Genomic DNA, 26,307 nt, shown 5'->3' on the forward strand with positions numbered 1-26,307 from the left:
GGTCGGCGGGCCCTTCCCGTGCCGTCACTGCTGCGGGGGCGCCTGCGGCGGGTAGCCGTAGCCGGGCGGCGGGGGCTGGTAGCCGTCCGGGGCGGGCGCCGGCGGCTGGCCCTGGGCGGGTGGGTAGCAGTCGTAGTCGTAGCCCGGCCGTGGAGTGCCCTGCTGTGGCTGCGGGTAGCCGTACCCAGGCGGGGGCGGCGGGACCTGGCCGGGCTGCGGCGCCCACGGTGCGCCGGGAGCGGGCTGCGGGGCCTGCGCCTGGCCCTGGTAGGGCTGCGGCTGGGGGGCGGGCGCCTGCGGCTGCTGCCAGGCGGCCTGCTGTGCGGCGGCCTGCTGGGCCCGGACGATGTCCTCGCCGACCAGGGTGGCCAGCTCGAAGTACGCCTCGCGGACCTTGGGCCGCATCATGTCGAGGTTGACCTCGGCGCCCGCCGCCAGGCTCTCGTCGAACGGCACCACGACCACGCCGCGGCAGCGGGTCTGGAAGTGGGCGACGATGTCCTCGACCTTGATCATCTTGCTGGTCTCGCGCACCCCGGAGACCACAGTGATGCTGCGCTGCACCAGGTCCGCGTAGCCGTGCGCGGAGAGCCAGTCCAGGGTGGTCGAGGCGCTGGAGGCACCGTCCACGCTGGGGGTGGAGACGATGATCAGCTGGTCCGCCAGGTCCAGCACCCCGCGCATCGCGCTGTACAGCAGACCGGTTCCCGAGTCGGTCAGGATGATCGGGTACTGGCGGCCCAGCACGTCGATGACCTGGCGGTAGTCCGAGTCGTTGAAGGTCGTGGAGACCGCCGGGTCGACGTCGTTCGCCAGGATCTCCAGGCCCGAGTGCAGGTCCTGCGAGGTGAACTGACGGATGTCCATGTAGCTGCGCAGGTGCGGGATGGCCGTCACCAGGTCGCGGATGGTCGCGCCGGTCTGGCGCTTCACCCGGCGGCCCAGGGTGCCGGCGTCCGGGTTGGCGTCGATCGCGATCACCTTGTCCTGGCGCTCGCTGGCCAGGGTCGCGCCGAGCGCGGTGGTGGTCGTGGTCTTGCCGACCCCGCCCTTGAGGCTGATCACGGCGATCCGGTAGCAGCTCAGCACCGGGGTGCGGATGATCTCCAGCTTGCGGGCCTTCTCGGCCGCCGCGGCCTTGCCGCCGAACTGGAACCGCGGCTGCTGGCGCTGCTGCTTGGGCTGGCTGCGCAGCAGCCGGTCCGAGGACAGCTCGACGGCGGCGGTGTAGCCGAGCGGCGCGCCGTGCGCGGTCTGCTGCGGGGCGGCGGCCTGCTGGAACGCGGCGGGCTGCGGAGCCGGCTGCTGCTGCCAGGGCTGCGCGGGGCCCGGCTGCTGCGGCTGGACGGGCTGTCCCGGCTGCGGCTGACCGGGCTGCGGCTGCGCGGCCTGCGGCTGGTAGGCGGCGGGCTGCGGCCAGCCGCCCTGACGCGGGTCCACCGGACCGGGCTGCTGCTGCGGTGCCGGGGCCTGCTGTGACTGCCCCGCCGCCTGCTGGGCAGCCCACGCGGCCTGCGGGTCCCACGCCGCCTGCTGGTCCTGCGGCGTCTGCGCGCCCTGCGGGGCCTGCGGCGGGACCGGCTGCGGGTAGGCCTGCGGCGGGACGGGCTGCCCGGGCTGGGCGCTCGCGGCGGGCGTCGGGGCCGCCGGGTACGGCTGCGGCGCGGACGGCTGCGCGAGGGCCTCCGCCGTCGGCCAGGCCGGAGCGGCGGGCTGCGGCTGCTCGGCGACGGGGGCAGGGGCGGGGGTCGGCGCAGGGGCAGGAGCGGGGGAGGGCGCCGGGGACGCCATCGGGAACGGGACGTGCTGCGCCTCGGCCTGGACCGGCGGCACCGGGGGCACCGGCGCGACGGGCACGGGCGCCGGGACGGCTGCCGGTACGGCGGCCGGTGCGGCCTCGGCCGGGGGAACCGCGGTCGGAGCCGGAGCCGGAGCGGTGACCGGAGCCTGGGCCTGGTGCGGTACCGGAGCCGGGGCAGCCGCAGCCTCCTCGGCGGCGGGCGCAGGTACGGGCGCGGGCGTCGGCGCAGGCGCGGCGGGCGGCGCGTCGGCCGATCCGCCCGCCGGAGCGGCAGCCGGAGTGGCTGACGCGCCCGCCGGCCCCTCCGTCTGCACGTACCAGGACGGGGGAGTGTAGTCAGGCGCGTCCGACCAGTCGTCGTCGTCCTCTGCCGCGTTGTCGCCGACGTAGACGCCGTCCCGATCGCTGCTCACTCTGGCTCCCTCGTGTTCGCCGCCGCTTGTTCAGCGGTGCCGTTGCCGCATCACAGACTAGGCCGTACGGCTACCCCTGTTGAAGGCGGCTTCGGTTCCGCGGCGGCCCGCCTGGTGCGGCGAGCCGCTGCTCAGTCCATCCGGCGCGGGCCGCCGAGCACCTGCTGTTCGGCCTGTCCGGCCACGGCCCGTACGTACTGACGCCGCATCCGGGTCGCCCACAGGGTGAGGTCGTCGCCGAGGGTGGGCAGCGTGGCCACGTCCTCCGGCGGGAGCGACAGCACCCGGCCCGTCAGCTCCGCCTCCTGCGGGGAGATCCGCTGCACGCCGACCAGGTCGGCGGCGTTGAGCACCCGGGCGGCGTTCGGGCCCAGGTAGGGCAGCAGCGTCAGGGTGGTCTGCCAGGGCGCGGCGGAGAGCCGGCTGCGCGGCGGGCGGGCGCCGAGGTCGCGCACCACCAGGACCGGCGAGGCCACCGAGGCGCCCTGCGGGCCGAGCCGGCCGACCTGGTGGATCGTCACGCACGGCTGTCCGCCGCCGGCGGCCTGGGCCATCGGGCCCCACAGCTGTCCGCGGGCGGTCTCCACCGCGACCCGGGCGCCGATCGCGGCCGCCCGCAGCGCGATGACCTGCGCCGTCCACATGCCGCCGACCAGCACCAGGTCGTACGCGCTGGGGCGGAAGAGGCCGAGCACGGCGGGCAGCCCCTGCGGGTCGACGCCGATGACCACGCCGTCGTCGCCGACCGGGAAGGACAGCGCGGCGAGGTCGGCCGGTTCGAGCACGTGCTTCTCCCGGCGCGGGCCGCGCAGTCCGAAGCCGGGCAGGATCCGCGGCCGGACCCGGCGCCGCTCGGCGCCGGGCTGCGGGCCGAGGGCGGGATAGGTCTGGTAGGCCATCAGGACGCTCCTCCCAGCGGCAGGGTGGCGAGCATGCCGGGGGCCTGCTCCAGGTCGAGCCGGACGAGGCCGAGGCCGGCGCTCTGTGCCCGGGTCTCCACCTGGCGGCCGACCTGGCCGACCTCGCTCTCGCTGCGCCCGGTCACCCGCAGGTGCCCGCTGACGGTCACCGAGCCGCCGGTGCCGTGGCCGGCGGTCAGGCTGAAGGTGCTGGCGAGGGCCGGGGAGCCGGTGATCAGGTTGACCAGGTCCGGGGCGCCGATCCGGCCGGGGGCGCCGCCGGGGCGGCCGAGCTGCGGCCAGCGGGAGACCCAGTAGGTGGTGTGCCAGCGGTCGTCGATCCGCCAGAACCGGTTGCCCTCCTGGGTGCGGCGGGTGGTGCCGCCGCCGCTGCCGGTGCCCTGCCGGCCGGCCACCGCGATCGGGTTGGCGCAGGTGGAGATGGCCAGCGCGGCGATCAGCTCGCGCTCGTCCAGCACGGTCGCGTTGAACCCGGCGCTGTTGAGCCGCCCGGCGAGCTGGTCGGTCACCCGCTGCAGCGCCTTGCGGGCGCCCTCCTCGCCGCCGCCGCGGGCGCGGACGGCGGTCGCCGCGCGCTCCGGGTCGAGCTTGAGGGCGACCCAGGTCAGCCGCAGCCCGGGGGTGGAGGTGCCGTCCGGCAGCTCGCGGTAGGCGCGGGCGGCCAGCGACTGCTCTGGCAGGTGTGGGGCCGGGGCGGGCTGGGTGTGCTGGACCAGCTGCACCGACTCCAGGGTGATGTCGTCCACCGTGAGCGCCGAGCAGATGACGTCCAGCGGCAGCGGCAGTGCGGTGCGCACCGGGCGCAGCGGCTGGTCCTTGGCCTGGACGAGCAGCACCGAGCTGAGGAAGGTGCCGTCGCCGACCATGCCGGTCTCCCGGCGGACGGGGCGGCCGCCGAACTCGGCCTCGGTGGCGTGGGTGCAGGTGCGCAGCCCCGGTTCGAGCTCCAGCGCCGGTGCCAGGGCCGGGTCGGTGCCGGCCGGCGGCAGCAGCGTACGGGCCTGCTTGCGGCGGGACTTGAGGGCGGAGCGGACCTGCAGCAGCTCGGGGATGGTCCGGCCGCGCAGCGGGACGACCGCGAGGACGAGCAGCACCAGCGCGACCGCGCCGAAGCCGGCCGCGACCGGGCGGCTGATCGTCCAGCCGACCGCGACCAGCGCGACGGCGACCTCGACCAGGACGAGCTGCTGCAGCTTCAACCGGCCGCCGAGCAACCCCGGTCGGGGATTGACCCGCACCTGGACGGCGCCGCCGCCACCGGTGTTCGGCTGCGGCAGGCCCGTCCCCGTCTCGGCGGGCGGGCCGCCGCGCTGCGCCCGGCCGGACCGGCGCGACCTCCCACCGCCCGCGCTGCGGCGGCGTCCTGGAGCGGTCTGGCTTGGCATCCCCCGGTGGCCCTCTCTGATCCGTTGTCGCGGCCCGGCTGGCTGGTTCGCGGACCGTACCCGTACCGTACTCACCGTCTGCTGCCGCATCGTAGAGGGTTCGTGCCGGTTCGCGCCCGGCGGGTGGACCAGAGGCAGGTCGGTCTGACAACGTCCGACAACGTCTGACTAGGGGGACGACGAGGATGGCATCGCGCCGGGACGAGCTCAACGCGTACACCTTCGCCCGCAAGCGAACGGTGGGCGCCTTCCTGCTGCCCGCCGGCGGCGGCAGCGACGAGGACGCGCCGCGTCCGGTGAAGGCGGTGCTGCCGAGCATCCTGGTCGGCGCGGTGGCGGTGGCGGGGTTCGGGGTCTGGGGGGTGTTCAAGCCCAGTGCGCCGCTGAAGTGGGACGACGGCAAGAACATCATCCAGGGCAAGCAGTCGACCACCCGGTACGTGGTGCTGACCGATCCGGACGGCAAGACCAAGCGGCTGCACCAGGTGCTCAACATGTCCTCGGCGCGGCTGGTGCTGCCCGTCGACGCCAAGGTCGTGGTGGTCGACGACGGGGTGCTCGACCGGTACCCCAACCACGGTCCGACCATCGGCATCCCGTACGCGCCGGACAAGTTGCCGACGAAGGACAACGCGAGCCAGTCGATGAAGTGGGCGGTCTGCGACCGCCCGGGCTCGGACGAGAAGCGGGAGACCGTCAACCAGGCGGTGTTCGTGGCGTCCGGTCCGGACGCGGCCGCGCTGGCGGCGAAGGACCGGATGCTCGGCCCGGACCAGCTGATGCTGGTGCAGCAGGCGGACGAGCAGCAGGTCTCCGCGGCGCCGGCGCCCGGTCAGCAGGCCGCGCCGGGCGCGAAGACCTACCTGGTGGACGCTCAGGGCCGCAAGCACGAGATCGGCTCCCCGCAGTCGGACGAGAAGGAGCGCAGGGCGCTGATCACCGCGGTCTTCGGGCCCAACGCGGTGCCGCAGCGGGTCAAGCGGGACTGGCTGGACACCCTGGTGAACGGCACCCCGATCACCTTCCCGCAGGTCGACGGGGCGGTGGACAGCCAGAACCCCAACTCCAACGTGGGGCTGGGGAACGCCGCCGACCGCAGGATCGGCCGACTGGTGCACTACCAGGACCGCCACTACGTGGTCGGCAAGGACCGGCTCTTCCTGGTGACCCCGTTCCAGGCGGAGCTGATCCGGCAGAACCCGGCGTTCCAGATGCTCTACAAGTACGACCAGGACAAGAAGCCGCGCAGCGACGAGATGACGCCGCTGGACCACTCGCAGAACGTCAGCGAGACCCCACTGCCGGGCACCGCGCCCGACTGGCCGCTGAAGTCCGGTGCGCCGGTGAACAACTGGCAGGACCGCCAGGACGCCCGGCTGGTCGTGTGCAGCACCTTCGACGGCGTCGCGGAGGACGGCAAGACGCCCAAGCGCAGTGTCTGGGCCGGGACTTCGTACCCGGCGCAGTACAACAACGGCGCTGGCGCCGCGTACGTGACCCCGGGTCACGGCCTGTTCTACCGGGCGCTGAACAACACCACCGGCGGCTCCGGCACCGACTTCCTGATCACCGAGACCGGGCTGCGCTACGCCGTCCCGGCGAACGGCGACGGCGGGCGCGGCGCGACCCCCGCGCCGGGCGGGCAGCCCGGGCAGAGCGGCGCCCCGAAGGTGCCGACCCCGCAGCCGAGCACCCCGAACCCGGGGGCACCGGACCAGCAGGGCGGCCAGCAGCCGGGCCAGCAGCAGGAGGAAGTCGGCGGCAACCAGGCCCGGTTGGGCTACTCCGGACTGCAGCCGCTGCCGGTGCCGCACGAGTGGTCGGACCTGGTCCCGGCCGGCCCGCCGCTGACCGCGAAGAGCGCCGCCCAGCCGCAGAACGCCTGACCGGCCAAGCCCGGCAACGGAATTGGCCGCAGTGTCATGGTCTGGTAACTACTCAGTGTTCGGTGTTGGGTGAGCTGCGTGTGCCGACTACAGTGCTGCTGGGCATCACACGGGTGATGCGGCGGTCGGGCCCTCGGGAGCCCTCCGTACACGCAATGTTGTCTCATGGGGGACGGTGGAGCATGGCTCAGGGTCAGTTCACGATGACTGCTCAGGAGATGCTGGCTTTCGCCAACAAGATCGAGCAGGCCATCGGCAAGATCGAGGCTGAGCGGGTCAAGCTCATCAGCACGGTCGAAGGTGTCACCAGTGGCTGGCAGGGTCAGGCGGCGAACGCCTACAAGAGCCTGCAGACCCAGGTCAACGGGGACATCGCGAAGCTCAAGGAGTCGCTCTCCGCGATCAAGCACGCGATCGAGCAGACCACCAAGCACTACGCGACCACCGAGGAAGAGCAGAAGGCGATGTTCGCCAACACCCAGGGCTGATCGCCGCATCCGCGCTGATCACCGGTCTGTTCCGAACCGCCGTTCGGCGGGGTGTCCGCCACTGATCGCGGGACGCTCCGCCCCCTCGTCAAGGGAGACAACGTGTCCGACCACATTCTCGTCAACTTCGAGACCGTCCACCACGCCGCCGAAGAGGTCAAGGCCGCGGCCGGCCGCATCGAGCAGATGCTCAGCGACCTGAAGAAGGACGTCACCCAGATCGCCCAGAGCTGGCAGGGCAAGGCCCAGGAGGGCTACCACGCCCAGCAGGTCAAGTGGGACTCGGCCGCCAGCGACCTGCACACGACCTGCAACCAGATCGCGTCCTCGCTGGAGAGCGCCGCGCAGAGCTACCGCACCACCGAGGACAACAACGCGAAGCTCTGGCACGCCTGACCAGGCGTTCCCGAACGGGAACGACAGGGGGCGGGTACCCGGACTCCGGGCACCCGCCCTTCGGCGCGCGGCACGGACGGACGACATGAGGGGTGGCAGGGTGGCCGGACGCGGGTACCGGAAGACGGCCGCGGCACTGGCCGCGCTCGCGGTGCTGGGCGGCCCGCTCGCCGCCCCGGCGCACGCCGACGGCGGGCCGGGGCTGGCCGCCGCGGGCGACTGCCCCAAGAACGCGCCCGACGTGCAGACCGTGCCGTGGTCGCTGCAGCGGCTGCTGCTGGACGAGCTGTGGCAGGGCGGGCGCACCACGGGCAGGGGCGTGAAGGTCGCGGTCATCGACACCGGGGTCGACCGGAACAACCCGCAGCTGGCCGGGCAGGTGCCGGCCACGGACAGCGGCCCGCAGCTGGTCGACAAGGTCCAGGAGGGCTCCAACCTGCTGGTCAACCGGGAGACCAAGGAGCCGATCCCGGGCAAGTCCTACGAGGACCCGGTGGGTCACGGCACCAAGGTGGCCGGCATCATCGCGGCCCGCAGGAGCGACCGGACCGGCTTCGTCGGACTGGCCCCCGACGCCCAGATCCTCTCGATCCGGCAGAACGACAGCGACGGCAACGGCGACGTCGCCACGCTCGTGAAGGCCATCCACGAGGCGGTGGCGGCCAAGGCCAAGGTCATCAACATCTCCCAGGACGTGCGCGGCGCCGGCGACGCCCGCTTCGGCGGCTACCTGGAGCTGAAGGCCGAGATCGAGGCCGCCGAGCTCGCCGGTTCCGTGGTGGTCGCCTCCACCGGCAACGACGGCAAGGAGGGCGACACCTACCCGGGCGCCTTCCCGACCGTGCTGGCCGTCGGCGCCTCCGACCGCAACAACGAGCGCGCGCCGTTCTCCCAGTACGGCTCCTTCGTGAAGGTCGCCGCGCCCGGCGTCGACATGCTGTCCACCGTGCCCGGGAGCGGGCAGTGCGTGGACAACGGCACCAGCTTCGCCGCCCCGTACGTCTCCGGGCTCGCCGCGCTGCTGGTCGGCGCCCACCCGAACTGGAAGCCTGCCCAGGTGCGGGCCTGGATCGAGCAGACCGCCCAGCGCACCCAGCGCGACCCGGACGTCTTCGTCGGCTGGGGCGTGGTGGACCCGGTCAAGGCCGTGACCAAGGCCCCCGACGTCGCACCGCTGACCGCCACCCCGGACGCCCCGGTGCAGCTCGCCGCCGCGCCGATCGTGCCGCGGCCGGTGGGCCTCGGCGAGACCCAGGCCGACCGCGACGGCCGCACCGCGACGTACGTCCTCGCCGTCGGCGCGCTGCTGGTCGCCCTGCTGATCGGCGGCGGCGTGGTGCTGCGCGACCAGCGTCGCAAGTCCGCGGACTGACCCGCCGGTCCATCCGGACGTCCCGGAAACTCCTCCGCGGCGGCTGTAACACCGCCGCCCGCCCACCGCACGCGGACACGGCGGTGCCCCGGGCTGGGGGAGGCCCGGGGCACCGTCTTGTGGGGGTGTGGGGGAGGGGTGGGGGTCAGTCCTGCTGGTCCTCGGGGAGGGTGATCACCCAGCGGGTGTCCTGCCGGGGACGCAGGTAGAACAGCCAGTAGAGGGTGGCGGCGGCGGTGATGCCGCCGGTCCACAGCAGGGGCTCGGTGTCCAGCTGGGTCATCACGTAGACCAGGACGGCGATCAGGACGACCGGGACGGCCGGCCACAGCGGCATCCGCCAGGCGGGGGCGTGCTTGTGGTGGGCGCGGCGGGAGAGCAGCGCGGCGACCGCGACCAGCAGGTACATCCCGGTGACGGCGACGCCGGTGATGTTGCTCAGCAGCTCGCCCTTGACGAAGCAGAGCGCGGCGCCGGGCAGGCCGACGGCCAGGGTGGCGATCCAGGGGGAGCCGAAGCGGCCGAGGGTGGCGAAGGCCTTGTTGACCGGCGCCGGCCAGGCCTTGTCACGGGCGGAGGCGAACAGCACCCGGGAGTTCTGGATGACCATGACGATGCCGGCGTTGATGATGGCCAGCGCGACGCACAGGCTGATGAAGGTGCCGACCGCGGAGTTGCTCCAGGCGGTGACCATGCCGGAGATGTCGCCGGAGGTCAGGGTCTGCAGGTCCGGGGCGCCCACGGTGATGGCGACGACCGGGATCAGGATGACGGCGGCGGAGATGCCGAGCGTCCACAGCACGGTGCGCGAGACGTTGCGGCGGGGGTTCTCCAGCTCCTCGGACAGGTAGACCGCGGTGGAGAAGCCCTGGGTGATGAAGAGGGCGATGCCGAGCGCGCCGACGATGGCGCCCACGCTCACCGTGGTGGTGGCGCCGCCGTCCCCGGCGACCACGCCGTGCAGCAGGCTGGGGGCGTCGGCGTTGGCGTGCGAGAAGCCGAGCACCGAGACCACGCCGGCCGCGATGACCTCCAGCACCAGGAAGATGCCGGTGATCCAGGCGTTGGCGCGCAGGTCGAGCAGGCCGGCCAGGGTGGCGGCGAGCATCACGGCGGCGCCGGTCATGGCCTTGTCGAGGTGCATCACGGGTGCGAGGTAGTCGGCGGTGCCGAGCGCGATGACCGAGGGGACGATCATCACCACGATCAGCGAGAGCACGAACACCAGCCAGCCCATCAGCCGCCCGGCCAGGGTGCCGACCATCGCGTACTCGCCGCCGGCGCTGGGGATCAGGGTGCCGAGCTCGGAGTAGCAGAAGGCGACGGCGACGCAGAGCACGGTGCCGATGGCGATGGCGAGGGCGGTGGCGCTGCCGATGCTGGAGAACAGCTCCGGCACGATCACGAAGAGCGTCGACGCCGGGGTGACGCAGGACAGCGTGAGCAGGGTGCCGCCCACGACGCCGATCGAGCGCTTGAGCTGCTGGGGCGCTGCCGCCTCGGCCGCCGTGGCGGCTACGGTCTGTGGCGGGCGAAGCGTGTCGGTCATGTGGCTTCCGATCGGCTCTGTGCGGTCCTGGAGAGGGAGCGGTATCGCCTCCGATGGCTGGCTGCTCGGGTTCTGGTCCGGTCGCTCCCGGGCCGCAATGGAACCTTGGGCGTATTGACCGCGTCAACGTCGGAACTGCTTCGGAATCCGTTGCGACCAAGGGCATAAACATGCGGTTCGATGATCACGTTCGGTCATTGCGTCGTATGTCCGACTTGTTACCTTGGCTCCAGAGCGCTTGAATCCAAGGTAAACAGAACGTTGCAGCCTGACATTCAAAGGCGGGTGTCGACTCGGATGGCGGCACGCCCAGGCGCCCCCGAAACGGCGCCGCAACTCCCCGACCGGGTACGGGAACCGCAGCACCCGCGCGGAAAGATCTAGGTAACGTTTCAGCACCTGGGACGCCGAAGGGGCCGGACTCCGGTGAGTCCGACCCCTTCGATCACGATCCGTGACAACCGGCCCGGCCGGGCCGGCGGTCATGCCACCGGCAGCCAGCCCGTCTGGACCATCTGCCCGTTGGTCGCGCGGCGCGACACGTACACACCGCGGCCCGGCGGCAGCGCCTGCGGCTTGACCGTGCCCAGCAGCGCGCCCTCGTCCCGGTTGCCGGAGAGGATCACGCCCTGGCCGCCCAGCTCGCGCATCCGCTGCAGCACCGGCTCGTACAGCGAGCGTCCCGCGCCACCCGCGCTGCGGGCCACGATCACCCGCAGGCCGATGTCCCGGGCGAACGGCAGGAACTCGGCCAGCGGCGCCAGCGGGTTGCCCGAGCCGGTGGCGACCAGCTCGTAGTCGTCGACGATCACGAACATGTCCTTGCCGCTGTACCAGCTGCGGTTGCGCAGCTGCTCGGCGGTCACGTCCGGGCCCGGCAGGCGGCGGGAGCAGGCCCCGCGCAGCATGTCCACGACGGCCGACATGGCCGGCTGCGCGGCGGCGTACTCCACCAGGTACTCCGGCGGCACCGTGCCCAGCAGCGCGCGCCGGTAGTCGCCGACCACGATGCCCGCCTGCTCCGGCGTGTAACGCTCGGTGATCTGCTTGATCAGCATCCGCAGCACCGCCGACTTACCGGACTCGGTGTCACCGAAGACGATGAACAGCGGGTCGGTCTCGAAGTTGACGAAGACCGGTGCCAGCTCCGCCTCGTCCACGCCGAAGGACACGCCGCGCTCCGGGTGCTCGAAGCCCTTCGGCAGCGAGTGCCCGTCCAGGACGGCCGGCAGCATCCGCACCTGCGGGGCGCGCGGCCCGCTCCAGGCGCCGTCGATCGCGCCGACCAGCCCGGCCACGCCCTCCTGCAGGTCGTCGACGCCGGAGGAGCCGTCCAGCCGGGGCAGGCCGGACAGGAAGTGCAGCCGCTCCGGGGTGACGCCGCGCCCGGCCAGCGGCGGGACGTTCTGCGCCACCCGGCGGTCCACCTCGGACTCCATCGCGTCGCCGAGCTTCAGCTCGGTGCGGTTCTGCAGCAGGTCCTTCAGCGCCGGGCGGACCTCCGCGTACCGGGCCGCGGTGATCATCAGGTGGACGCCGTAGCCGAGGCCGCGCTGGGCGATGTCGCCGATCACCGGCTCCAGGCCCTCGAACTCCTGCTTGAAGGTGTTCCAGCCGTCGATCACCAGGAAGACGTCGCCGAAGGCCTCGTCCGGAAGCTGCCCGGCCGCCCGGCGGGCCCGGTAGGTGCCGATGGTGTCGATCCCGGCGACCCGGAACAGTTCCTCGCGCCGGTTCATCACCCCGTGCACCTCGGAGACCATCCGGCGCACCTTGTCCACGTCCAGGCGCCCGGCCACCCCGCCGACGTGCGGCAGCCCGGCCAGCGACTGGAAGCTGCCTGCGCCGAAGTCCAGCAGGTAGAACTGCACCTCGCGCGGGGTGTGGGTGAGCGCGAACGAGGCCACCGCGGTGCGCACCACGGTCGACTTGCCCGAGCGCGGGCCGCCCACGATCAGGCCGTGGCCGGCCGCCCCCGCGTAGTCGACCTCCAGGATGTCCGTCTTCTGCTCGCGCGGCTTGTCCACGATGCCGATCGGCACCCGCAGCCGGCCCGCCGGGTAGCCGGGGGCGGTCAGCCCGCGCTCCGGCACGACCTGCAGCGGAGGCAGCAGGTGGTCCATGCTCGGCGCCTCCTCCAGCGGCGGCAGCCACACCTGGTGCGCGGCCGGGCCCTGGCCGGCCATCCGCTGGACGAACACGTCCAGCACGGTGTCCACCAGCGCGTCGTCCTGCTCCGGTGCCGCCGGCGCCTCCTCCTCCACCGGGTCCGGCAGGTCCACGAAGGCCGCGGTGAACTCCACCGGGCGCGCGGCGACCCGCCGCCCGCCGGTCGACCGCTGCTGCCCCGGCGCCCGGTACGGCCCGGAGACGTAGGCGGCCTTGAACCGGTCCATCACGTCCTCGCCGAACTTGAGGTAGCCGACACCCGGCACCGGCGGGAGGTGGTACGCGTCCGGCACGCCGATCGCCGCGCGCGACTCGGCGGCGGAGAAGGTGCGCAGACCGATCCGGTAGGAGAGGTAGGTGTCCAGGCCGCGCAGCTTGCCCTCCTCCAGGCGCTGCGAGGCCAGCAGCAGGTGCACGCCGAGCGACCGGCCGATCCGGCCGATCTGGATGAACATCTCGATGAAGTCCGGCTTGGCGGTGAGCAGCTCGGAGAACTCGTCGATGATCAGTACCAGCGAGGGCAGCGGGTCCAGCGCCGCACCGGCCGCCCGGGCGCGCTCGTACTCGTGGATGTTGGCGTAGTTGCCCGCCGAGCGCAGCAGCTCCTGGCGGCGGTGCAGCTCGCCCTCGATCGCGTCGCGCATGCGGTCGACCAGGGTGAGCTCGCCCTCCAGGTTGGTGATCACCGCGGAGGTGTGCGGCATGTCGGCCATGCCGGAGAAGGTCGCACCGCCCTTGAAGTCGGCGAGGACGAAGTTGAGGATCTCCGAGGAGTGCGTCATCGCCAGCGCCAGCACCAGGGTGCGCAGCAGCTCCGACTTGCCGGAGCCGGTCGCGCCCACGCACAGGCCGTGCGGGCCCATGCCCTCCAGCGCGGCCTCCTTGATGTCCAGGTAGACGTGCTCGCCGTTGGCGCCGACGCCGATCGGCACCCGCATCCGCTCGTGCTGGGCGCGCTGGCGCCAGCTGCGGTTCACGTCGAAGGAGCCCGGGTCGCCCGAGCTCATCATGTCGGTGAAGTCCAGGTTGGAAAGCAGCGGCTCGTCGTCCCCGCCGGCCGAGATCCGGTACGGCGCCAACTGCCGCGCCAGCGCCTCGGACTGCCACACCGAGAGCAGGTCCGGCTTGCCGGTGTAGGTCGCGCCGGAGGCCGAACGCAGCACCAGCTCCTCGGAGTTGACCGTCACCATCAGGTGCCCGCTGGGCTCGTCCACCTCGCCCGGGACCACCTCGATGACCGTCACGCCCTGCACGCCCTCCGGGCTCGCCAGCAGTGAGTCGTGCGGCACCCCGGCACCGTCCATGACGACCACCAGGTGCGGCTGGTCCGCCGCCGGCGACGCGTCCCGGACGAAGCGCTGACGCCCGGCCAGCTCGTCCTGCAGCAGGTGCTCCAGGTCACCCAGGTCGGGGGCGAACAGCCGGCGCGAGCCCGCGCCGTCGGCCTCCTTGCGGTGCTGGTTGTGCGGGAGCCACTTGGTCCACTCCCACTCCTCGGCCGCGCCGGGCGCCGCCGCGACCGCCACCATCAGGTCGTCCGGCGAGTGCAGGGTGGTCAACTGGGCGATCATCGCGCGCACGTTGCCGTACACCGAGTCCGGGTCCCCGCACACCGTGATGTGGTAGAAGGCCCGCAGCGACACCGCCAGCGGCAGGTCCTGCAGGGTGCCGTGCGCCTTCAGGAAGGAGTGCATGGCGGCCGCCGACAGCGGCTCCAGCTCGTCCATCGGCGCGGTCTGCGGCGCCACCAGCGGGGTGGACAGCTGCACCGGCCCGAGGCCCACCCGGATCTGCGCGAAGTCGCCGTCCCCGGTGCGCCGCTCCCACAGCCGCCGGCCGTCCTCGACGATCGACCACAGCTGGTCCGGCGCCGGGTTCAGGAACAGCAGCGCGCCGCGCTGGCGCTCCGCGGTGCGGCGCACCTGGCGGCGCGTCTGCTGCAGGTACTTGAGGTAGTCGCGCCGCTCGTCCGCCATCGCGGTGGAGCCGCCCTTGCGGGCCCGCACGATCTGGGCCAGTGCCATGCCGACCGTCGAGACGATCATCAGAACGCCCATGATCTTCATCGGGGCGGCCGCGCCGGGCGAGAAGAAGAACACCGCCGATCCGCCCATGCCGAGCATCGGCAGGATGCTCATCAGCCAGTCCTCGCCGCCCTGCCGGGGCAGTTCGGGCGGGCTCACCAGCTCCACCGGCTCGTCCGGCACGGTGGGCGGATAGGCCCTGGCCGGTCGCTTGACCGTGATCACACCCATGTGTCATCCACCCCGTGGCGTCGATCGATCACTTCGGCATCAGCCCTCACGCGACTGCGTATGGTCCGTACGGGAATCCGGCGGCTGAGGACGCCCCACACAGCGCAGCCCCCGTACCTTTGCGCAGGCGCCGATCCTAACGGTCGGCCCCGCGCCGCCCGCCAGGCCCCGGTCACCAGGCGAACGGGTAGGGTAACGCCGCGCCAACTCGCGGCCCGGTCGGGCCGGTTCCACAGCCACACCGAGCGCCGCCGTGCCTCGGCACCGTCAACAAGGGGGAGCGCCAAGTGCGTCGAAGGAACGAGGTGCGGGCATGACCAGTGCTGCCGCTACCGGCTACTGCCGGGTGACGGTCGTCGCCCCGGACCGCCGGATCGACGTCGCCCTGCCCGAGGACGTCCCGCTCGCCGACGTCTACCCCGAGGTGCTGCGCCTGGCCAACCAGAGCCAGCCGGAGGGCACCCCCACCGGCTTCCACCTGGTCCGCCGCGACGGCACCGTCCTCGACAGCGGCCTGCCACTGGCCGCCCAGCAGGTCCGCGACGGCGACCTGCTCGCGCTGCGCCCCTTCGCCGAGTCCCTCCCGCCCGCCGTGTACGACGACGTCGCCGACGCCATCGCCAGCGCCGTCGAGGCCGACCGCCGGTTCTGGACCGCCGAGCTGATGCGCGGCTTCGGCCTGATCGGCGCCGGGGTGCTGCTCACCCTGCTCGGCTTCGCGCTCTGGTTCTCCGACCTGCGCCACGACATGCACGGCCTGCCCGGCATCCTGGCCGGCGTCGCCGCCGTCGTGCTCACCGCACTGGCCGGCGTGCGCGCCCGGGTCTACCAGGACGCCCACGCCGCCCTGGCCCTCGGCCTCGGCGCGCTGCCGCACGCCATGATCGGCGGCAGCGGCATCATCGCCGTCGCCCACCCGTGGGACGGCCCCGGCCGGCTGCAGTTCCTGGCGGGCTGCGTCGCCGTCCTGGTGGTCGCCGTGCTGCTGGTCGGCCTGCTGCCGGAGAAGGACGCGGTGTTCGTCGCCGCCGCCCTGGTCGCCACCGCCGGCGCGCTCGCCACCTTCGCCGCCGTGCTGATGCCCGCGACCCCGGCCGGGCACATCGCCGCCGTCACCGGTGTCGCCGCCATCGCCGCCGTCGGCTTCCTGCCCAGCCTCTCCGCCCGCTTCGCCCGGCTGCCGGTCGGCTTCAGCGCCCCCGGCCAGACCCGCACCCGCAGCCGCGACTACGACGAGGAGGCCGAGCGCGCCGAGGCCGTCCAGTACGAGAAGATCGCGCACCAGGCCCGCCGCGGCCACGAGGTGCTGGTCGGCCTGGTCGGCGGCTGCGCGGCGGTCGTGGTGGGCGCCTGCGCCGTGCTCGGCTTCGCCGACCGGACCACCCCCGAACTGCTCGCGCTCGCCCTGAGCCTGGCCACCATGCTGCGCGCCCGGCTGTTCCGCTACACCGCGCAGGTCCTCAGCCTCACCGTGGCCGGTCTGCTCGGCCTGTGCCTGCTGATCGTCGGGCTGTCCCTGCACACCCCGCAGTTCTTCCTGCGGGTGTCCGGCTCCACCACCCAGCTCGACCTGCGCACGATCTGGCTCGCGGTCTCCATCGCCTTCGGCGCCGCGCTGCTGGTCGCGATCGCGCTGGTGGTGCCCCGGCTCGGCGTCTCCCCGTTCTGGGGGCGCATCCTGGACCTGGTCGACAGCCTCACCCTGATCTCGCTCGTCCCGCTGGCGCTCGCCGTCCTGAACATCTACCGGCTGGTCCGCGGCGCCACCGGCTGACCCGCACCTCTTCCGGGCCCGCCGACCGGCCGGGTGGGCGGCACTGCTACGCTTGGCCTTCGAGCGCAGCCGTGTGTCCGTCGCCCTCCGTGGGCTACAGAGCGCCGGCCGCGCTCGCGACACCGAGTTCTCGATGAGTCCTGTGTTGTCGACCAGGACCGCTCGGTAGACCCCGAAGGAGTTGCAGTGGCTCTCGCCCCTGACGTCAAGAAGCAGATCATCGCCGAGTTCGGCCAGAAGGAGGGCGACACCGGCTCCCCCGAGGTCCAGGTCGCCATGCTCTCCCGCCGCATCTCGGACCTGACCGAGCACCTCAAGATGCACAAGCACGACCACCACTCGCGTCGCGGCCTGCTGATCCTGGTCGGCCAGCGCCGCCGCCTGCTGCAGTACCTGGCCAAGAAGGACATCGAGCGCTTCCGTACGCTCGTCGACCGCCTGGGCATCCGCCGCGGTGCCGCCGGCGGCGCCCGCTAAGACCGCCGCTCGGGGCGGCTCCCCACACCGGGGAGCCGCCCTTCGCGCGTATGCCGCGGCCGTCGGGCCGCGGCGCCCGGACATAACAACTCGCGCGCACCTCCCCGGGTGCCCGAGGATTGCACCGTAGGGTTGTGGGCATGCCGGGTGATGGCGCACCAGCGCGCCACCCGGGCAGACAGACCCGAACCCCCCGCGGGACGAAGGCTTCAAACGGAAGCCGCCCGCATCCGAGAGAGCGTCCAGACGCGGACCGCCCGTCCGGCCCGGCAGCCGTGAGGCGCCGGTCCTCGGTAGTGGCCGCCGGAACCCCCGCAGACCGAGCGGGGCACCCCGGAGGCTTCGATCGAAGACCGGCCCGACTGCCCGTCCTCCCTGGCAGGGAGGACCCTAGGGCCAACCCCAGACAGCGCGCGGGGACGCTCTCCCGGAGACGTACGAAAGAGGAGATCTTCCAGGTGGAAGAGAACGTGTTCTACGCCGAGGCCGTGATCGACAACGGTTCCTTCGGCACCCGTACCATCCGCTTCGAGACCGGCCGTCTGGCCCGTCAGGCCGCCGGCTCCGCCGTGGCCTACCTGGACGACGACACCATGGTGCTGTCGGCCACCAGCGCGTCCAAGCAGCCGAAGGAGCACTTCGACTTCTTCCCGCTGACCGTGGACGTCGAGGAGCGGATGTACGCCGCGGGCCGCATCCCCGGCTCGTTCTTCCGTCGCGAGGGCCGGCCCTCCGAGGACGCGATCCTCACCTGCCGCCTGATCGACCGCCCGCTGCGCCCGTCCTTCGTCAAGGGCCTGCGCAACGAGGTCCAGGTCGTCGTCACCGTGATGGCGCTCAACCCCGACCACCTGTACGACGTGGTCGCGATCAACGCCGCCTCCGCCTCCACCCAGCTGGCCGGCCTGCCGTTCTCCGGCCCGATCGGTGGCGTTCGCGTCGCGCTGATCAACGGCCAGTGGGTGGCCTTCCCGACCCACAGCGAGCTGGAGTCGGCCGTCTTCGACATGGTCGTCGCCGGTCGCGTCCTGCCGGACGGCGACGTCGCGATCATGATGGTCGAGGCCGAGGCCACCGACAAGACCATCAAGCTGGTCGAGGGCGGCGCCGAGGCGCCGACCGAGGAGGTCGTGGCCTCCGGCCTCGAGGCCGCCAAGCCGTTCATCAAGGTCCTCTGCGCCGCGCAGTCGCAGCTGGCCGCCCAGGCCGCGAAGCCGACCGGCGAGTTCCCGGTCTTCCTGGACTACCAGGACGACGTCCTCGCCGCGCTGACCGCCGCCGTCAAGGACGAGCTCGCCCAGGCCCTCACCATCCCGGGCAAGCAGGAGCGCAACAACGAGCTGGACCGCGTCAAGGCGCTGGCCGCGGAGAAGCTGCTCCCCGAGTTCGAGGGCCGCGAGAAGGAGATCAGCGCCGCCTACAACGCGCTGACCAAGAAGATCGTCCGCGAGCGCGTCATCAAGGACAAGGTCCGCATCGACGGCCGCGGCGTCACCGACATCCGCACCCTGGCCGCCGAGGTCGAGGCCATCCCGCGGGTGCACGGCTCGGCCCTGTTCGAGCGCGGCGAGACCCAGATCCTGGGTGTCACCACGCTGAACATGCTGCGCATGGAGCAGCAGCTGGACACGCTCTCCCCGGAGACGCGTCGCCGCTACATGCACAACTACAACTTCCCGCCGTACTCCGTCGGCGAGACCGGCCGCGTGGGCTCGCCCAAGCGCCGCGAGATCGGCCACGGCGCGCTGGCCGAGCGGGCCATCCTGCCCGTGCTGCCCTCCCGCGAGGAGTTCCCGTACGCCATCCGCCAGGTCTCCGAGGCGCTCGGCTCCAACGGCTCCACCTCGATGGGCTCGGTCTGCGCCTCGACCATGTCGCTGCTGAACGCCGGTGTGCCGCTGAAGGCCGCCGTCGCCGGCATCGCGATGGGCCTGATCTCCCAGGAGATCGACGGCGAGACCCACTTCGTCACGCTGACCGACATCCTCGGCGCCGAGGACGCGTACGGCGACATGGACTTCAAGGTCGCCGGTACCCGCAACTTCATCACCGCCCTCCAGCTGGACACCAAGCTGAACGGCATCCCGGCGTCGGTGCTCGCCGCCGCGCTGAAGCAGGCCAAGGACGCCCGCCTGCACATCCTCGACGTGATGAACGAGGCCATCGACTCCCCGGACGAGATGTCCCCGAACGCGCCGCGCATCATCACCATCAAGATCCCGGTGGACAAGATCGGTGAGGTCATCGGCCCCAAGGGCAAGATGATCAACCAGATCCAGGAGGACACCGGCGCCGAGATCACGATCGAGGACGACGGCACCATCTACATCGGTGCCGCCGACGGTCCGGCCGCCGAGGCCGCCCGCACCACGATCAACCAGATCGCCAACCCGACCATGCCGGAGGTCGGCGAGCGCTACCTGGGCACCGTGGTCAAGACCACGACCTTCGGTGCGTTCGTCTCGCTCATGCCGGGCAAGGACGGCCTGCTGCACATCTCGCAGATCCGCAAGCTGGCCGGCGGCAAGCGCGTCGAGAACGTCGAGGACGTCCTCGGCGTCGGCGCCAAGGTCCAGGTCGAGATCGCCGAGATCGACCCGCGCGGCAAGCTCTCCCTGATCCCGGTCATCGAGGGCGAAGAGGGCGGCGAGGCCGCTTCCGAGTGAAGCGCCGCTAGCTGACCCCTGCGGCCCGTACGCCTCGAGGCGTGCGGGCCGCACCCCGTTGTCCACGCTTTCGTCCGTACGGGCCTTCCGCCACGTGCGTTTCCTCTGGAGGTACCCCCCGTGGCCCAGGCCCCGGCGGTAAAGCAGCGTCCCGGCAGCACCCGGACCCTGCTCAAGGGCGTCGACGGCGCCGGCACGGTGCGCCGCACCGTCCTCCCCGGCGGCCTGCGGGTCGTCACCGAGACCCTGCCGACGGTGCGCTCCGCGACCTTCGGCATCTGGGTCGGCGTCGGCTCGCGGGACGAGACCCCGCTGCTCAACGGCGCCACCCACTACCTGGAGCACCTGCTCTTCAAGGGCACCGAGCGGCGCAGCGCGCTGGACATCTCGGCGGCCCTGGACGCGGTCGGCGGCGAGATGAACGCCTTCACCGCGAAGGAGAACACCTGCTACTACGCCCGGGTCCTGGACAGCGACCTGCCGCTGGCCATCGACGTGGTCTGCGACATGCTCACCGGCTCGCTGATCCGCACCGAGGACGTGGAGGCCGAGCGCGGCGTCATCCTCGAGGAGATGGCGATGGCCGAGGACGACCCGGGCGACGTGGTGCACGACCTGTTCGCCAAGGTGATCTACGGCACCGGCCCGCTCGGCCGCCCGATCCTCGGCACCCAGGAGACCATCAGGACGCTCACCCGGGACCAGATCGCCGGCTTCTACCACCGGCGCTACCGGCCCGAGAACCTGGTCGTCGCCGCGGCCGGCAACCTCGACCACCGCAAGGTGGTCAAGCAGGTCGAGCAGGCTTTCGCCCCGGTGCTGGCCCGCTCCGCCGCAGCCCCCGCGGAAGCCCGCCGCGGCGTCAAGGCGCTGCGTACGGCCGGCAAGGTCGAGGTGCTCAACCGGTCCACCGAGCAGGCCCACCTGGTGCTGGGCGTGCCCGGCGTGCCGCGGCACGACGAGCGCCGCTGGGCGATGGGCGTGCTCAACGCGGCCCTGGGCGGCGGGATGAGCTCCCGGCTGTTCCAGGAGGTGCGCGAGAAGCGCGGCCTGGCGTACTCGGTCTACTCGTACTCCTCGTCCTACGCGGACAGCGGCCTGTTCGGCATCTACGCCGGCTGCCAGCCCAAGCGGGTCGAGGAGGTGCTGCGGATCTGCCGCGCCGAGCTGGCCAAGGTGGTCGCCGACGGCATCACCGAGGAGGAGCTGCAGCGCGCGATCGGGCAGATCTCCGGCTCCACCGTGCTCGGCATGGAGGACACCGGCTCGCTGATGAACCGGATCGGCAAGGCCGAGCTCAGCTACGGGCACCACCTGTCGGTGGACGACATGCTCGACCGGATCGCGGCGGTGACCCTGGAGGACGTCCACACGGTGGCCCGTGATGTGCTGGGCGCGTACCGGCCGTCGCTGGCGCTGATCGGCCCGATCAACGACAAGCGGGCCGCCAAGCTCGCCGACCTGCTGGTGTGAGAGGACTTTCGCTATGACGCTGCGTGTCGCCGTGATCGGCGCCAAGGGGCGGATCGGCTCCGAGGCGGTCAAGGCCGTCGAGGCCGCGCCGGACCTGGAACTGGTCGCCACCCTCGGCCGCGGGTCGAAGCCGGAGGAGCTGACCGAGGCCGGGGCGCAGGTCGCCGTCGAGCTGACCCACCCGGACTCGGTGATGGGCAACCTCGACTACTGCCTGCACCACGGCATCCACGTGGTCACCGGCACCACCGGCTGGACGGACGAGCGGCTCGCCACCGTCCGCGGCTGGCTGGACCGGGCCCCGGAGCTCGGCCTGCTGATCGCGCCGAACTTCTCCATCGGCGCGATCCTCGGCATGAAGTTCTCCCAGATGGCGGCGAAGTACTTCGAGTCGGTCGAGGTGGTCGAGCTGCACCACGACCGCAAGGCCGACGCCCCCAGCGGCACCGCCACCCGCACCGCGCAGCTGATCGCCGCCGCCCGTGCCGAGGCCGGCCGCCCGCCGCAGCAGGACCCGACCACCCACAGCCTGCCCGGCGCCCGCGGCGCCGACGTGGACGGGGTGCCGGTCCACGCCGTCCGGCTGCGCGGGCTGCTCGCCCACCAGCAGGTGATGTTCGGCGACACCGGCGAGACGCTCACCATCCGGCACGACTCGCTGCACCACAGCAGCTTCATGCCGGGCATCCTGCTGGGCGTGCGCAAGGTCGTCGAGACGCCGGGGCTGACCTTCGGCCTCGAACACTTCCTGGACCTGTGACCGTGCCCAACGTGTCGACCGTGCCGATCTCCAGGAGCGCGTCATGACCTCCCGTACCGGCTTCTTCGTCCTGTCCGGCGTGCTGCTGCTGGTCGCCCTGCTCTGCGTGGGGGAGGGCGTCCAGCTGATCGCCACCGGCAAGCCGCTGGGCATCGGCATCGGCCTGTGCGCCTTCGTGATCCCGCTGATCGGCGTCTGGTTCCTGCGCCAGACCGTCCGCTTCGGACGGGACAGCGAGCGGCTCGCCCGTGAGCTGGAGGCCGAGGGCGGCCTGCCGGTGGACGAGCTGAAGCGCACCACCGGCGGGCGGATCGACCGGGCCTCGGCCGACGCGGTGTTCGCCCGCCGTCAGACCGAGGCGCAGGACGCGCCGGGCGACTGGCGGGTCTGGTTCCGCCTCGCCGTGGCCTACGCCGACGCCGGCGACACCCCGCGCGCCCGCAAGACCATGCAGCACGCCATCAAGCTGCACAGCACCGAACCCGCAAGGAGTAACGCGTGAGCGACGAACCGACGGCCCCCAGCTTCCGCAGCGACGTGACGGTGGAGCTGGTCCGCAGCGCCGCCGCCGACTCGGACGTCATCTGGGCGGCCCGCGTCTCGACCGCGGGGGAGCAGTCCCTGGAGGCACTCTCGCAGGACCCGGAGAAGTCCAAGGGCCTGATCAACTTCCTGATGCGCGACCGGCACGGCACGCCCTTCGAGCACAACTCGATGACCTTCTTCATCAGCGCGCCGATCTTCGTGTTCCGGGAGTTCCACCGGCACCGCAGCGGCTGGTCGTACAACGAGGAGTCGGGCCGCTACCGCGAGCTGGAGCCGGTCTTCTACGTCCCGGCCGAGGACCGCAAGCTGGTCCAGGAGGGCCGCCCGGGCAAGTACGAGTTCACCGAGGGCACGCCCGAGCAGCACAAGACCACCACCGAGGCGATGGAGGCCGCGTACCGCGAGTCCTACGCCCGCTACCAGGAGATGCTGGCGGCCGGCGTGGCCCGCGAGGTGGCCCGCGCGGTGCTGCCGGTCGGCCTGTTCTCCTCGATGTACGCGACCTGCAACTCGCGCTCGCTGATGCACTTCCTGTCGCTGCGGACCAAGCGGGAGAACTCGGCGGTGCCATCCTTCCCGCAGCGCGAGATCGAGATGGTCGCCGAGCAGATGGAAGAGCAGTGGGCGCAGCTCATGCCGCTCACCCATGCGGCCTTCGAGAAGCACGGTCGAGTCGCCCCCTGACCTGGGACGACAGGCATATGGGCAGAGTGTCTGGCATGTCTGGATTGCGGCTTTTCTAGCCGCTCCCTACATTCGTGAACACGGATTCCGGTGCTGCCTGAACCCCCGAGCGGGCAGCACCGGAGTCCCATCCCACCGCCTGTTTCCGCCGCTCGGCGCCGCCGCCCCTGTCCGAACCCTGGACCGGTGTGGATACCGGCCCACCGCCTACGAGTAGCTTTGGACGCATGGCTCCGACCTCCACCCCCCAGACGCCGTTCGGCCGGGTCCTGACCGCGATGGTGACCCCGTTCACCGCCGACGGCGGACTCGACCTCGACGGCGCCCAGCGCCTCGCCACGCACCTCGTCGACTCCGGGAACGACGGCCTCGTCGTCAACGGCACCACCGGTGAGTCCCCGACCACCAGCGACGCCGAGAAGGCCCGACTGGTCAGCGCCGTGGTGGAGGCGGTCGGGGACCGCGCCCACGTGGTGGCCGGCGTCGGCACCAACGACACCCACCACAGCATCGAGCTGGCCCGGCAGGCGCAGGCCGCCGGGGCGCACGGCCTGCTGTCCGTCACGCCGTACTACAGCAAGCCCCCGCAGGAGGGTCTGTACCGGCACACCGTCGCCCTCGCCGACGCGACCGAGCTGCCGGTCATGCTGTACGACATCCCGGGCCGTAGCGGGGTGGCGCTGAGCCACGAGACGCTGGTCCGCCTCGGCGAGCACCCGCGGATCGTCGCCAACAAGGACGCCAAGGGCGACCTCGGCGCCGCGGCCTGGGCGATCGCCCGCTCCGACCTGGCCTGGTACTCCGGCGACGACGTCCTCAATCTGCCGCTGCTGTCCGTCGGGGCCGCCGGCGTGGTCAGCGTCGTGGGGCACGTCGTGGCGGGCGAGCTGCGCGCGATGATCGATGCCTACCTGGCGGGAGATGTGGTGAAGGCCACCAGCATCCACCAGCGCCTGCTGCCGGTGTTCAGCGGTATGTTCCGCACGCAGGGCGTAATCCTCACCAAGGCCGCCCTGGAGCTCCAGGGGCTGCCCGCCGGACCGCTGCGACTGCCGCTGGTCGGCGCGACGCCCGAGGAGATCGCGCAATTGAAGCAGGATCTCGCCGCAGGCGGGGTACACCTGTAGCAGACACAGACGTGCGCGCCCCGGCTCGCCGGACCCTCCCGGGTCTGCCGCTGGACCGGACCGAAGGCGCGAGAGTACCGACCCAGTAGGAAAACGACACTGAGTACGCACGCCATATGTCTCCAGGGGGAGGACCCCGGGCATATGGCGTGCGTCGTGAGGAGAGTCTTTTGAGCCACCCGCACCCCGAACTCGGCGCGCCTCCGGCCCTGAAGGAGGGCGCCCTCCGTATCACTCCGCTCGGCGGCCTCGGCGAGATCGGCCGCAACATGACGGTCTTCGAATACGGGGACCGCATCCTGATCGTCGACTGCGGTGTCCTCTTCCCCGAGGACGAGCAGCCCGGCGTCGACCTGATCCTCCCGGACTTCAGCTACATCCGGGACCGCCTCGACAAGGTCGACGGCATCGTCCTCACCCACGGGCACGAGGACCACATCGGCGCCGTCCCGTTCCTCCTGCGGGAGAACCCGGACATCCCGCTGATCGGCTCGAAGCTGACCCTGGCCCTGATCGAGGCCAAGCTCGCCGAGCACCGGATCCGCCCGTACGTGCTGGAGGTCAAGGAGGGCCAGCGCGAGCGCATCGGTCCCTTCGACTGCGAGTTCATCGCGGTCAACCACTCCATCCCGGACGCCCTCGCCGTGGCCGTCCGCACCCCCGCCGGGATGGTCGTGGCCACCGGTGACTTCAAGATGGACCAGCTGCCGCTCGACGGTCGCCTGACCGACCTGCCGACCTTCGCCAAGCTGGCGGAGGAGGGCATGGACCTGCTGCTGGTGGACTCCACCAACGCCGAGGTCCCCGGCTTCATCCCGCACGAGCGGGACATCTCGGCCGCGCTGCGAAACGTTTTCGCGAACGCCGACCGGCGCATCATCGTCGCCTCCTTCGCGAGCCACGTGCACCGCATCCAGCAGGTCCTGGACGCCGCGCACGAGTACGGCCGGAAGGTCGCCTTCGTCGGCCGCTCGATGGTCCGCAACATGGGCATCGCCCGCGACCTCGGCTACCTGAAGGTCCCCGGCAACCTGATCGTGGACGTCAAGCAGCTGGACGACCTCCCGGAGAAGGAGGTCGTGCTGATCTGCACCGGCTCGCAGGGCGAGCCGATGGCCGCGCTGTCCCGGATGGCCAACCGCGACCACCAGATCCGCATCGTCGAGGGCGACACCGTCGTCCTGGCGTCCTCCCTGATCCCGGGCAACGAGAACGCCGTCTACCGGGTGATCAACGGCCTGACCCGCTGGGGCGCCAAGGTCGTCCACAAGGGCAACGCCAAGGTGCACGTCTCCGGCCACGCCTCGGCCGGCGAGCTGCTCTACTTCTTCAACATCTGCAAGCCGCGCAACCTGATGCCGGTTCACGGCGAGTGGCGCCATCTGCGTGCGGCCGCCGAGCTGGGCATCGCCACCGGCGTGCCGCGCAACCGCGTGGTCATCGCCGAGGACGGCGTCTGCGTCGACCTCGAGGGCGGCGTCGCCCGGATCGTCGGCAAGGTGCGGGCCGGGTACGTCTACGTGGACGGCGCCTCGGTCGGCGACATCACCGAGGCCTCGCTCAAGGACCGCAAGATCCTCGGCGAGGAGGGCTTCATCTCGGTCTTCGTCGCGGTCGACTCGACCAACGGCAAGATCATCGGCGGCCCGACCATCCAGGCGCGCGGCTCCGGCATCGACGACAGCGCGTTCGTCCCCGTGGTCGCGAAGCTTCAGGAGGCCCTGGACCGCTCGGCGAGCGACGGCGTGCTGGAGCCCCGCCAGGTGCAGCAGCTGGTCCGTCGGACCATCGGCAAGTGGGTCGCGGACAACTACCGCCGCCGGCCGATGATCCTGCCGGTCGTGGTCGAGGTCTGACCCTCGTCCGTCCCGGCCTCGGCTGGCCTGTCGCCGGCCTGTGGCTGGTTTGACGTGGGGCGGCCCGGTGCGTAATGTTCTCCGGGTTGCCCCACGGGACGGCCCCTCGGAACGGGCTCGAATCTTAATTCGAGAACTACCGGGGAAAACGGACCGAGAAACTCTGCTAGAGTTCGGGAGCGCCGAAAGGCAAAAGCCGATTCGATGAATGAGGCTCCGGAAAACGGAGCGGAAAACATCTGATAAGCTGGAAACACGAAAGAACGAAGCCCGGAGGGTCCGCTGGAAGGCGGTCCGAAGGAAGCGTCCG

18 protein-coding genes are annotated in these 26,307 nt (G+C 72.0%); 13 read left to right on the forward strand and 5 right to left on the reverse strand.

What is annotated here, in order from left to right:
• Positions 1–24: 24 nt before the first annotated feature.
• The 3 genes from ACZ3TI_RS38325 to eccE all read right to left on the reverse strand — a co-directional run bounded on the left by ACZ3TI_RS38325 (position 25) and on the right by eccE (position 4,519).
• On the reverse strand, positions 25–2,214 hold the full coding sequence (locus tag ACZ3TI_RS38325) for a MinD/ParA family ATP-binding protein (protein ID WP_465734770.1): 2,190 nt from the start codon (positions 2,212–2,214) through the stop codon (positions 25–27).
• 131 nt (positions 2,215–2,345) lie between these two features.
• Positions 2,346–3,113, reverse strand: a complete 768-nt coding sequence (locus ACZ3TI_RS38330; protein ID WP_465734772.1) for a hypothetical protein — start codon at positions 3,111–3,113, stop codon at positions 2,346–2,348.
• Positions 3,113–4,519: a type VII secretion protein EccE gene (eccE, locus tag ACZ3TI_RS38335; RefSeq protein WP_465734774.1), complete on the reverse strand. Its 1,407-nt coding sequence runs from the start codon at positions 4,517–4,519 to the stop codon at positions 3,113–3,115. The genes ACZ3TI_RS38330 and eccE overlap by 1 nt, the downstream gene beginning before the upstream one ends.
• 185 nt (positions 4,520–4,704) lie before the next feature.
• On the opposite strand from eccE, the gene eccB reads away from it, so the two are divergent.
• The 4 genes from eccB (at position 4,705) to ACZ3TI_RS38355 (ending at position 8,661) form a co-directional block, all read left to right on the forward strand.
• Positions 4,705–6,405: a type VII secretion protein EccB gene (eccB, locus tag ACZ3TI_RS38340; RefSeq protein ID WP_465734775.1), complete on the forward strand. Its 1,701-nt coding sequence runs from the start codon at positions 4,705–4,707 to the stop codon at positions 6,403–6,405.
• A gap of 182 nt (positions 6,406–6,587) precedes the next feature.
• A complete protein-coding gene (locus tag ACZ3TI_RS38345; RefSeq protein ID WP_465734777.1) occupies positions 6,588–6,893 on the forward strand; it encodes a WXG100 family type VII secretion target in 306 nt (101 codons plus the stop codon).
• A gap of 102 nt (positions 6,894–6,995) precedes the next feature.
• On the forward strand, positions 6,996–7,289 hold the full coding sequence (locus tag ACZ3TI_RS38350; protein WP_465734779.1) for a WXG100 family type VII secretion target: 294 nt from the start codon (positions 6,996–6,998) through the stop codon (positions 7,287–7,289).
• 85 nt (positions 7,290–7,374) lie between these two features.
• A complete protein-coding gene (locus ACZ3TI_RS38355) occupies positions 7,375–8,661 on the forward strand; it encodes a S8 family serine peptidase (protein WP_465734782.1) in 1,287 nt (428 codons plus the stop codon).
• Between the two features lie 145 nt (positions 8,662–8,806).
• On the opposite strand, the gene ACZ3TI_RS38360 is transcribed toward ACZ3TI_RS38355, so the two are convergent.
• Both ACZ3TI_RS38360 and eccCa read right to left on the reverse strand, forming a co-directional pair.
• Positions 8,807–10,210, reverse strand: a complete 1,404-nt coding sequence (locus ACZ3TI_RS38360; protein WP_465734784.1) for an APC family permease — start codon at positions 10,208–10,210, stop codon at positions 8,807–8,809.
• A 482-nt stretch (positions 10,211–10,692) separates the two neighbouring features.
• Positions 10,693–14,634, reverse strand: a complete 3,942-nt coding sequence (eccCa, locus tag ACZ3TI_RS38365) for a type VII secretion protein EccCa (RefSeq protein ID WP_465734786.1) — start codon at positions 14,632–14,634, stop codon at positions 10,693–10,695.
• A gap of 313 nt (positions 14,635–14,947) precedes the next feature.
• Between eccCa and eccD the strand changes: the two genes are divergently transcribed.
• The 9 genes from eccD (at position 14,948) to ACZ3TI_RS38410 (ending at position 25,997) form a co-directional block, all read left to right on the forward strand.
• On the forward strand, positions 14,948–16,408 hold the full coding sequence (gene eccD, locus ACZ3TI_RS38370; RefSeq protein WP_465734788.1) for a type VII secretion integral membrane protein EccD: 1,461 nt from the start codon (positions 14,948–14,950) through the stop codon (positions 16,406–16,408).
• A 186-nt stretch (positions 16,409–16,594) separates the two neighbouring features.
• Complete coding sequence (rpsO, locus tag ACZ3TI_RS38375) at positions 16,595–16,885, forward strand: 30S ribosomal protein S15 (RefSeq protein WP_465734790.1); 291 nt, start codon at positions 16,595–16,597, stop codon at positions 16,883–16,885.
• Positions 16,886–17,343: 458 nt separating this feature from the next.
• Complete coding sequence (locus ACZ3TI_RS38380; protein ID WP_465734792.1) at positions 17,344–19,551, forward strand: polyribonucleotide nucleotidyltransferase; 2,208 nt, start codon at positions 17,344–17,346, stop codon at positions 19,549–19,551.
• 120 nt (positions 19,552–19,671) lie between these two features.
• A complete protein-coding gene (locus ACZ3TI_RS38385) occupies positions 19,672–21,024 on the forward strand; it encodes a M16 family metallopeptidase (protein WP_465734794.1) in 1,353 nt (450 codons plus the stop codon).
• A 13-nt stretch (positions 21,025–21,037) separates the two neighbouring features.
• Complete coding sequence (gene dapB / locus ACZ3TI_RS38390; RefSeq protein WP_465734796.1) at positions 21,038–21,784, forward strand: 4-hydroxy-tetrahydrodipicolinate reductase; 747 nt, start codon at positions 21,038–21,040, stop codon at positions 21,782–21,784.
• Between the two features lie 43 nt (positions 21,785–21,827).
• Positions 21,828–22,286: a tetratricopeptide repeat protein gene (locus tag ACZ3TI_RS38395; protein ID WP_465734798.1), complete on the forward strand. Its 459-nt coding sequence runs from the start codon at positions 21,828–21,830 to the stop codon at positions 22,284–22,286.
• Positions 22,283–23,014, forward strand: coding sequence for an FAD-dependent thymidylate synthase (thyX, locus tag ACZ3TI_RS38400; protein WP_465734800.1), 732 nt, complete (start codon positions 22,283–22,285; stop codon positions 23,012–23,014). The genes ACZ3TI_RS38395 and thyX overlap by 4 nt, the downstream gene beginning before the upstream one ends.
• Positions 23,015–23,241: 227 nt before the next feature.
• Complete coding sequence (gene dapA, locus ACZ3TI_RS38405) at positions 23,242–24,141, forward strand: 4-hydroxy-tetrahydrodipicolinate synthase (RefSeq protein WP_465734802.1); 900 nt, start codon at positions 23,242–23,244, stop codon at positions 24,139–24,141.
• A gap of 170 nt (positions 24,142–24,311) precedes the next feature.
• Positions 24,312–25,997 (forward strand): ribonuclease J, encoded by a 1,686-nt coding sequence (locus ACZ3TI_RS38410; protein ID WP_465734804.1) that lies wholly within the window; start codon positions 24,312–24,314, stop codon positions 25,995–25,997.
• The last annotated feature ends 310 nt before the right edge of the window (positions 25,998–26,307 follow it).

It is taken from the genome of Kitasatospora sp. NPDC023120, from assembly GCF_055560835.1.

Bases quoted from the DNA above. Each gene is read 5' to 3' on its own strand.
- eccCa (WP_465734786.1), bottom strand. From the start codon at position 14,634: ATGGGTGTGATCACGGTCAAGCGACCGGCCAGGGCCTATCCGCCCACC.
- dapB (WP_465734796.1), top strand. From the start codon at position 21,038: ATGACGCTGCGTGTCGCCGTGATCGGCGCCAAGGGGCGGATCGGCTCC.
- eccB (WP_465734775.1), top strand. From the start codon at position 4,705: ATGGCATCGCGCCGGGACGAGCTCAACGCGTACACCTTCGCCCGCAAG.
- eccD (WP_465734788.1), top strand. From the start codon at position 14,948: ATGACCAGTGCTGCCGCTACCGGCTACTGCCGGGTGACGGTCGTCGCC.
- ACZ3TI_RS38360 (WP_465734784.1), bottom strand. From the start codon at position 10,210: ATGACCGACACGCTTCGCCCGCCACAGACCGTAGCCGCCACGGCGGCC.
- dapA (WP_465734802.1), top strand. From the start codon at position 23,242: ATGGCTCCGACCTCCACCCCCCAGACGCCGTTCGGCCGGGTCCTGACC.
- ACZ3TI_RS38345 (WP_465734777.1), top strand. From the start codon at position 6,588: ATGGCTCAGGGTCAGTTCACGATGACTGCTCAGGAGATGCTGGCTTTC.
- ACZ3TI_RS38395 (WP_465734798.1), top strand. From the start codon at position 21,828: ATGACCTCCCGTACCGGCTTCTTCGTCCTGTCCGGCGTGCTGCTGCTG.
- eccE (WP_465734774.1), bottom strand. From the start codon at position 4,519: ATGCCAAGCCAGACCGCTCCAGGACGCCGCCGCAGCGCGGGCGGTGGG.
- ACZ3TI_RS38330 (WP_465734772.1), bottom strand. From the start codon at position 3,113: ATGGCCTACCAGACCTATCCCGCCCTCGGCCCGCAGCCCGGCGCCGAG.
- ACZ3TI_RS38355 (WP_465734782.1), top strand. From the start codon at position 7,375: ATGAGGGGTGGCAGGGTGGCCGGACGCGGGTACCGGAAGACGGCCGCG.